Source organism: Endozoicomonas ascidiicola (genome assembly GCF_001646945.1).
Lineage (GTDB): Bacteria > Pseudomonadota > Gammaproteobacteria > Pseudomonadales > Endozoicomonadaceae > Endozoicomonas > Endozoicomonas ascidiicola.
In genome coordinates, this window is record NZ_LUTV01000002.1 from 835813 (window position 1) to 842713 (window position 6901).

The following is a 6901-nucleotide window of genomic DNA, read 5'->3' on the forward strand; positions in this document are numbered from 1 at the left end:
GGAAGGCATTTTTGGGCAAGAGGCTATTTTTGTGTCACATCGGGAAAGGTGACTGAAGAGATGATCAAGGAGTATCTGGATCATCATTTTGAGCCCAAAGTAGATGATAGCTTCAGGACTGAATACTAACGCGTCTTGGACGCGTATCCGGACTTTCAGTCCGTAAATCTAACCCACCGGCTTTAGCCGGTGGTTGTTGAGTCTTAACCCCCCAAAGAACAATGCCTAGTTATTGTTGCTAATCGTGATCTTATGCCTGTTCGTCAATATGATTATTGAACGAACTCAAGGGTAAGTTCGTTTAGACTCAGAAGATTGGTCAGTGAGCTGATTTTGGAAGGGGTCAGTTGATGCTAAGTTTTAGCTATCTGATAATTGCTACACCTTTAAAGTTAGTCTGTGGCGGACTCAGACCATTTCAAATCCAATGTTTGTTTAGAAAATGCATCTGGTAGCAAATAAGCCAGCACGCTTTGTTTACCAGATACAATGTAGGCGTCTACCGTCATTCCTTGCAGTAATGGTTTGTCAGCCCCAAAACCATACTCATCCGTTGCAATGGATACCTGATAATAATCCCCAGGCGGGTTCTCACTTTGAAAGGTATCTGCACTGATATCCATAACGGTCCCCAAGAGCCCACCGTAGCTGCTGTAATCGTAAGCGGAAACACGAATATTGGCTTTTTGACCTGGCCAGATACGAGCACGATCCTTGGGCAATATTCTGGCTTCAATCATTAATGGCTCATTTTCAGGAACGATTTCAGCCATGGTTGTTCCTGGTGAAACCACTTCACCTACGGTACCGGTAATTAATCTGTGCAATGTGCCGCTGACAGGAGCTCGGATTTCGCTACGGCTTTCACGTTGCCTTGAGGCGTTAACCTGAGCTTCGAGCAAGGCAATTTTTGCCATCTCTCGGTTGAATTCGTCCTGAACTTTTTCTTTGAAGTCAGTTTGCAATTGATTTTTCTGCAACTCTAGCTGTTTTAGCTCCGCGCTGATTGCCGTTAGTTTATGACTGGATTGATTAATGCGTGTTTCCATTCGCAACACATCCATACGCCGTTCCAACAGGTTTGATTTTGAGCCTGCCCGATCTGTCATCAAACTTTCCAGCATATCTCTTTGCTCTTTGGCAACGACCAACTCTTTGCCAAGATCCCGAGTGGTTTGCTCAAGCTCTTCAAACTCAGTTTGTTTCTGAATGATTTTTTGTTCGATGATGGCTCTCTGGTCTGCCAGAGCTTGTTGGCGGTTCTGATATAGTTGCCACTCGTTATATAGGTAATCTTTTAATTCTGGTGTTTCATCGACCACTGATTCCAGAGTAAAGGTATTTCCTTGCTTTTCTGCCAGTAGTCGTTTTATTCGGGCGTATTTTTCTGATAATTCTTCCTGCAAAACTTCAGTGACTTCCATTAATTTTGGATTTTCCACAATGAAAAGCAGCATTCCTTTAGTTACTTTCTGCCCTTCTGAAACGTTGAGCTCAGAAAGAATGCCTCCCTCAAGGTGTTCAATGATTTTATTATTGCTATCTGCTGTGACCTTCCCTGTCCCATGGACAAAAATATCAATAGAGGTGACAGAGGCCCAGATTAAGAAAACCAGAAATGCCAGGAATATCAGTGCTCCAAGGCTGTAGCGTGAAAACAGCTTGCGTATCAGACGACGATCATTCGCTGACCTGAATAATTGCGTAGTTGTTAATTTCCTGATTATTGCTGATACGTACGGTAATATTTTTTGCTGGAAGTCCATTTTTGATCAGCCTGTCCCGAAGGTCCATAAGACGGTTGTAGGAGACAAAAGAAGAAGTTGTGAGAGAGAGATCCTTCATGCTCAGGAAGCTGGTAATAACAATAGGGTTGGTGAGAATTTCACCTTTATGTTTTTTCACCCACTGATTGAACTGACCCTTATTCTGCTCAGAAAGTAACGTTTCAAGCTGTGTATAGATAATCTTGATGCTCGTATCTGTGAGCACCAACTCCGTAGATTGTGCGTTTTCCCGGCGCTTGGAAACCACATCAGTGCTCTGGGTTGTATTACTCTTTGATGCCTGCTCTACTGCTTGTTGACTAACTTTCAAGCTGATGCCTGCAATGACCAACAGCTGCACCAGAACAAGAAAGACAAACACAAGCAACGCCGAGGACATGATGTCCACGAATCCGGGCCAAGGATTTTCTTGATTTTCATCTGACATGGCTGAGGTGTTTAATCCGAATAGGCTCTATTGATGAAAGAGCTTATCGGCACCTCAGATAAGAGCTTTTATCCGATGATAACTAAAGGTCTGCTTGAAGGTTGCCATTATCCAGAAGATTGTTAATCACGTCTGCATCAGGTAACCCTCCACCGGTGAGATCAACGTCTTTAAAGGTTACCCGTTTGGTAACATCACCACCTGCCTCTTGGCGGATTTCCATAATCGTATCCGCACCAGTAGTGGAAAAACTGAATAACTCACTAAGGCTGTCAGCTGAGCTGGTCAGAATATCATCCACTTTCAGCACATCGCCGGCTTCTTGGTTGAAGTCTGTGATGGTAAGGTCGGAAGGATCCCCTGCCATACCGCTCACATCAAAGAAGAATACATCTCTACCTTCGCCACCGGTTACGGTTGCGCCGTCATGATCAATATGGAACGTGTTTTCATCTGCATCACCAATCAAGGTATCAAGGCTTTTAGTGGTGCTGTGGCTGAATCCGGCAAGCTGTTCACTGATGGTTTCCACCGGGATGTCATTCACGCCGAGTAGAGCGTTGCCGGTGTAGTCAAACGTCAGTTGTTGATCATCTTCGATGGCTGGACCATCAAAGGTGATGGCGACTTCACTATTGTTAATTACAGCACTGGAAACGATTCTGCTGACACCATCGATCGTGATAGTGAACTCAGCATTTTCCACTGAACCATGCAGAGTTTCAGAAAACATAAGAACCAATTCATTATCTGTAGCGTGGGATATTAACAACTCCGGTGAGTTTGATGTGGCTTCCTGTGGTGAGTCTTCATAAGCTAATTCAACATCACCAATAATGCCCTCAGAGCCATCGGCTTTGGTATAAGTGGTTTGGCCATGGATTATTGAGCCATCATCCAGTATTTTTTGTTGCTTGTCTGATACGACTGAAATCTCTGTAATTCCCGCTTCGGCAAGAGTGATAATTTCGCCCTCGTCGGCGACACCATCCTGGTTTTTATCCTGGAAAATCAGAATATCGTCGAACTTGTCATCCAGCGCATTCAGAACGCCGTCTTTGTTACTGTCGTATAGAGTAGCCAGAGCTTCCAGATCGGTGTCGTTTTCTGTGGTTTGTTCGGCAATGAATAATTCTTCTCTGGAAGATAAAATACCATCGCCGTCCAGATCGGTGATGATGAAACCGTCGTCAGCCCCAACCCAGGCGATGTTTTCTCTGTTGCCGTCACCGTCTACATCAAAGGTAGTTTCTGATTCATCCAAAGTGATAATTTCAATGCCGTCGCCATCGAGGTCAATGGTGACAGGGGGGGCCAGTGTACTGAACTCGAGGTGGTTATTATTGACCAAATAGTTGAGTACTTGATCGTCGGTACTGCCATAGGTGAACAAGTTGACGTTTTCAAAGACAACCCGTTTGATCACCCCTCCCCCGACCTCTGCGCGGATATCCATAATAGTGTTTGACCCGCTGGTTCGAAGATCAACGTAATCCGTCAGGCTGTTGGATGAGTCTACCAGAATATCGTTTAGCTCCAGGGTATCGTTTTCGCTGATATTGAAATCGGTGATGGTCAGCGTGGCGACATCAGATTCAGAACCGTTGGTGTTGAAATCAAAGGTATCTGCGCCACCACCGCCAGTGGCTGTCACATCATCGTGGTTGATGATCAGATATTCGGTGGTATCGTTGCCAGCAATCTCATCATTATCATTTAGTGAGGTGGGTTTCAGTGTGGTCGTGATGCTCAGGTCATCGATGGCCCAGTCGTCGTAACCTTCACCGGAGTTCGTTACCTGTTGGATGCGGAACTGGATATTGTCCTGTTGCAGGTTGCCACTCAGGTCTTCATTAATGGTGTGCCATTCACCATTAAAATAACTGGAATTGTTGTAATTCTGGTGGGTGGTCCAGGTGCTGCCACCATCGGTCGAGTATTGCAGTTGAATGTATTCATTACTTTCTACTGCATCACTGCCATTGCTTGCGTGACCATAACGGAAATTAAACGATAATGTTCCACTATTTGACGCATCAACGGTCGATGTTGTGACACTTCGTGGGTCAAGGCTGCTATTGGATGAAGGCTCCGAGCCTCTTGTTGTTAACGTAATATCATCGATTACAAACCAGCTATTACTTGTTTCGATGACTTCATCAAACACAACTAAATCAACCCAGGCTCCATTACCGTTTACATAATCAAAAGTACCATCAAGGTTGACATTAAGCGTATATTGCAACACGCCATCGTTATAACCTTTGATCGTTCCTGACCCTGCGCCGTTGTAACTCTTGACGTAGGCGCTATCCAGCTTAAATTCATTGCCGTCTTTGTGCTCAAGTTTTAAATAATTGAAGAGATTGTCAGTATGGAGTGACGCGCTACCAGTGTTTGGACGATTACTTGTTACACTTAATGTTGCTGGTGCTTGATCGCGTTCTGCACTCCATATGTAATCCCCGATAGTTTGATTGGCAAACGAGCCTGTTGTTGCACTCTCAAAGCCTTCGGTATGAGTCGTGAGGTGATGAGCGTCGTAAAACTGCAGAGCTGTTTCGCCAAAATCAGATCCAACGCTTCCGCCATCCACTGTTAGACCAGATGTTCCTGATGAAAAGTTCCAGGACCAACTGTTCTCCCGGGGTGCATCGCTGCCTGTTAGCGTGATTGTGACGTCTTGGCTGACGGTTGCGCCATTACCGTCATCCACCGTGATGGTATAGGTCTGATCTAATTCGTCCTCTGTCGTCAAGTCCTCAAGATATCCGTCGTCTATTTTAAAGCTCCATTCCACTTCGCCGGTGTCATTGTTCAGAGTGGATACCAGTTCGCCCCGATAGTTGTCGCCGTTGGCGCTTACGCTGACCGTGTGATTATCACTGTCATCCATGTCGGCGATGGTAAAACGGCCTGTTTCTTCATGAACGGTGATGTTTTCACCGTCTGCATCTTCAGCTATTTCTGTCACCGTGGCAGAGACGTCCGTTGCGGCACTGATGGTTGGGGCATCGTTGGTGCCCGTCAAGGTAATCACCACCTCCTGATCCACGGCTCCGCCCTGACCATCGCTGACGGTGACGGTATAGGTCTGATTCAGGGTTTGCCCTTCCGCCAGATAACCAAGATCGCCATCATCGATCTCAAAGTTCCAGTCAATTCGACCACTGCCATCACCTGCTGTGTCATCACCAACATTAACACTGAAGCTACCAAGATAGTCTGTCGCAGTGGCAGTAAATTCAACTGATTGGGTATTTCGATAATCATCTGCGGTGATGGTAAAGCTGCCATTTTCCGTTAGTGTGGATGTGCTCTCTCCAGATGCACCTTCACCTAATTCTGTTATTGCGCCTTCCACATCCGTGGCTTCAGCTACTATGGGTGCTTCGTCAACGTCACTAGTAATATTTAATGTATAAGTTTTGGTTTCACTTTCCAGTGCACCATCGCTGACGGTAAAGTCGAAAGTAACTTGAGTATCGTCATCGATTCTGGCTGATGTATACGTCAGGTTATCTATATCATCGGATGAAATTCGCTGGCCGATCTCTACCAGATCATCATTGAGCTTGAGCTCACCACCGTCGGGGAGTGATTTTATTTCTAAGCGTACAAAGTTAGCACCAGAGTCAGCGTCATTAAATTCAAAATCGCTGGTTTCAAATTGATGAATACGGTGCTCTGAAATCGTTTCTGCCCGGTCTTCTGTTTCCGGTGCATCATTAACATTGCGAACCCCAACCCGTATATAGTTAGTGGATTCACTGAACTCACCATTTTCTTCCTCCGCCCGAGCTCTTACAGTTGGGCGGAACCAGTCAACATAATTATCGGGAAGGCTGATCTGAATCTGGGTTAAATCCCARTCGGTGATTTCTGCTGARGTGTTTTCTTCTGTTACGGTGAAYGAATTGCTTCCATCAGAAACAACAGAGCCTACTGGATTACCATCAATAAATACGGAAAGCGTTTCTGAACCATCGGTATCCACCAGTTCAGAAGAAATATCCATCTGGAAACTACCACCTTCATCGATCTCCAACACATCATTGGCGATCACGTTCATTCTTATGGTACCGGTAGATGCATTCGTGCCATCACTTATTGTGTAGTTAAAAGAATCAACGCCACTGTATTCATCATTGGGCGTATAGGTGAAGGTGCCATCGCCATTGTTTTCTACAGTGCCGTTTTCGGGTTGGGTAAAGCTTTCAATGGTGAGGGTTTCGTTCTGTGGGTCTACAGCATCGGCGAGAACATTGGTGGTTACATACTCACCTTCGGTTTGATTCATTTCCAGGTCGTAGTTTTCAACGGAGGGTGCCCAGTTGCTGGGTGCCATGTCCAGTTTGAATGAGGTATCAGTTCCATTATTCATGACACCGATACGTCCATCATTCAACGGTTCACCAAAGTCGTGGGAGATTCGAACTTCTCCATCAGACACCAAGCTAACTTGACTGCCTTCTACTCTGAGTTGAATGGGAACGAATTCATCCCTTGGAAGGCTAGTGCAAGGAAGCGTGTGTGCCGAGCATGGCACTTAACTAGGAGCCTGTCGGACTTAGAACAACTTTTGAGTATAATACCCGCAAGATCGTAAAAGACAGCCAGCCAATGAACAAATGGACTTTCAGACCCATTGACCGAGACATCCCTGACTTTTTTCCTGCCACTGTTC

Annotated in this window: 4 protein-coding genes; 1 reads left to right on the forward strand and 3 read right to left on the reverse strand. The window is 45.5% G+C overall.

Annotation, left to right across the window (positions count from 1 at the left end; all coding sequences use genetic code 11):
- A partial coding sequence (locus tag AKL11_RS24515) for a transposase (RefSeq protein WP_172807251.1) occupies positions 1-129 on the forward strand: 129 nt, incomplete at its 5' end.
- A gap of 263 nt (positions 130-392) precedes the next feature.
- Here the strand turns inward: AKL11_RS24515 and AKL11_RS07415 are convergent.
- The 3 genes from AKL11_RS07415 to AKL11_RS07425 all read right to left on the reverse strand — a co-directional run bounded on the left by AKL11_RS07415 (position 393) and on the right by AKL11_RS07425 (position 6667).
- Positions 393-1766 carry an HlyD family type I secretion periplasmic adaptor subunit gene (locus tag AKL11_RS07415; RefSeq protein WP_095210244.1) on the reverse strand — a complete coding sequence of 458 codons (1374 nt, stop codon included), beginning with the start codon at positions 1764-1766 and terminating at the stop codon, positions 393-395.
- Positions 1681-2166 carry a hypothetical protein gene (locus AKL11_RS07420; RefSeq protein ID WP_157673455.1) on the reverse strand — a complete coding sequence of 162 codons (486 nt, stop codon included), beginning with the start codon at positions 2164-2166 and terminating at the stop codon, positions 1681-1683. The genes AKL11_RS07415 and AKL11_RS07420 overlap by 86 nt, the downstream gene beginning before the upstream one ends.
- Before the next feature lie 130 nt (positions 2167-2296).
- On the reverse strand, positions 2297-6667 hold the full coding sequence (locus AKL11_RS07425) for an SPM autocatalytic domain-containing protein (protein WP_067515938.1): 4371 nt from the start codon (positions 6665-6667) through the stop codon (positions 2297-2299).
- Between the last annotated feature and the right edge of the window lie 234 nt (positions 6668-6901).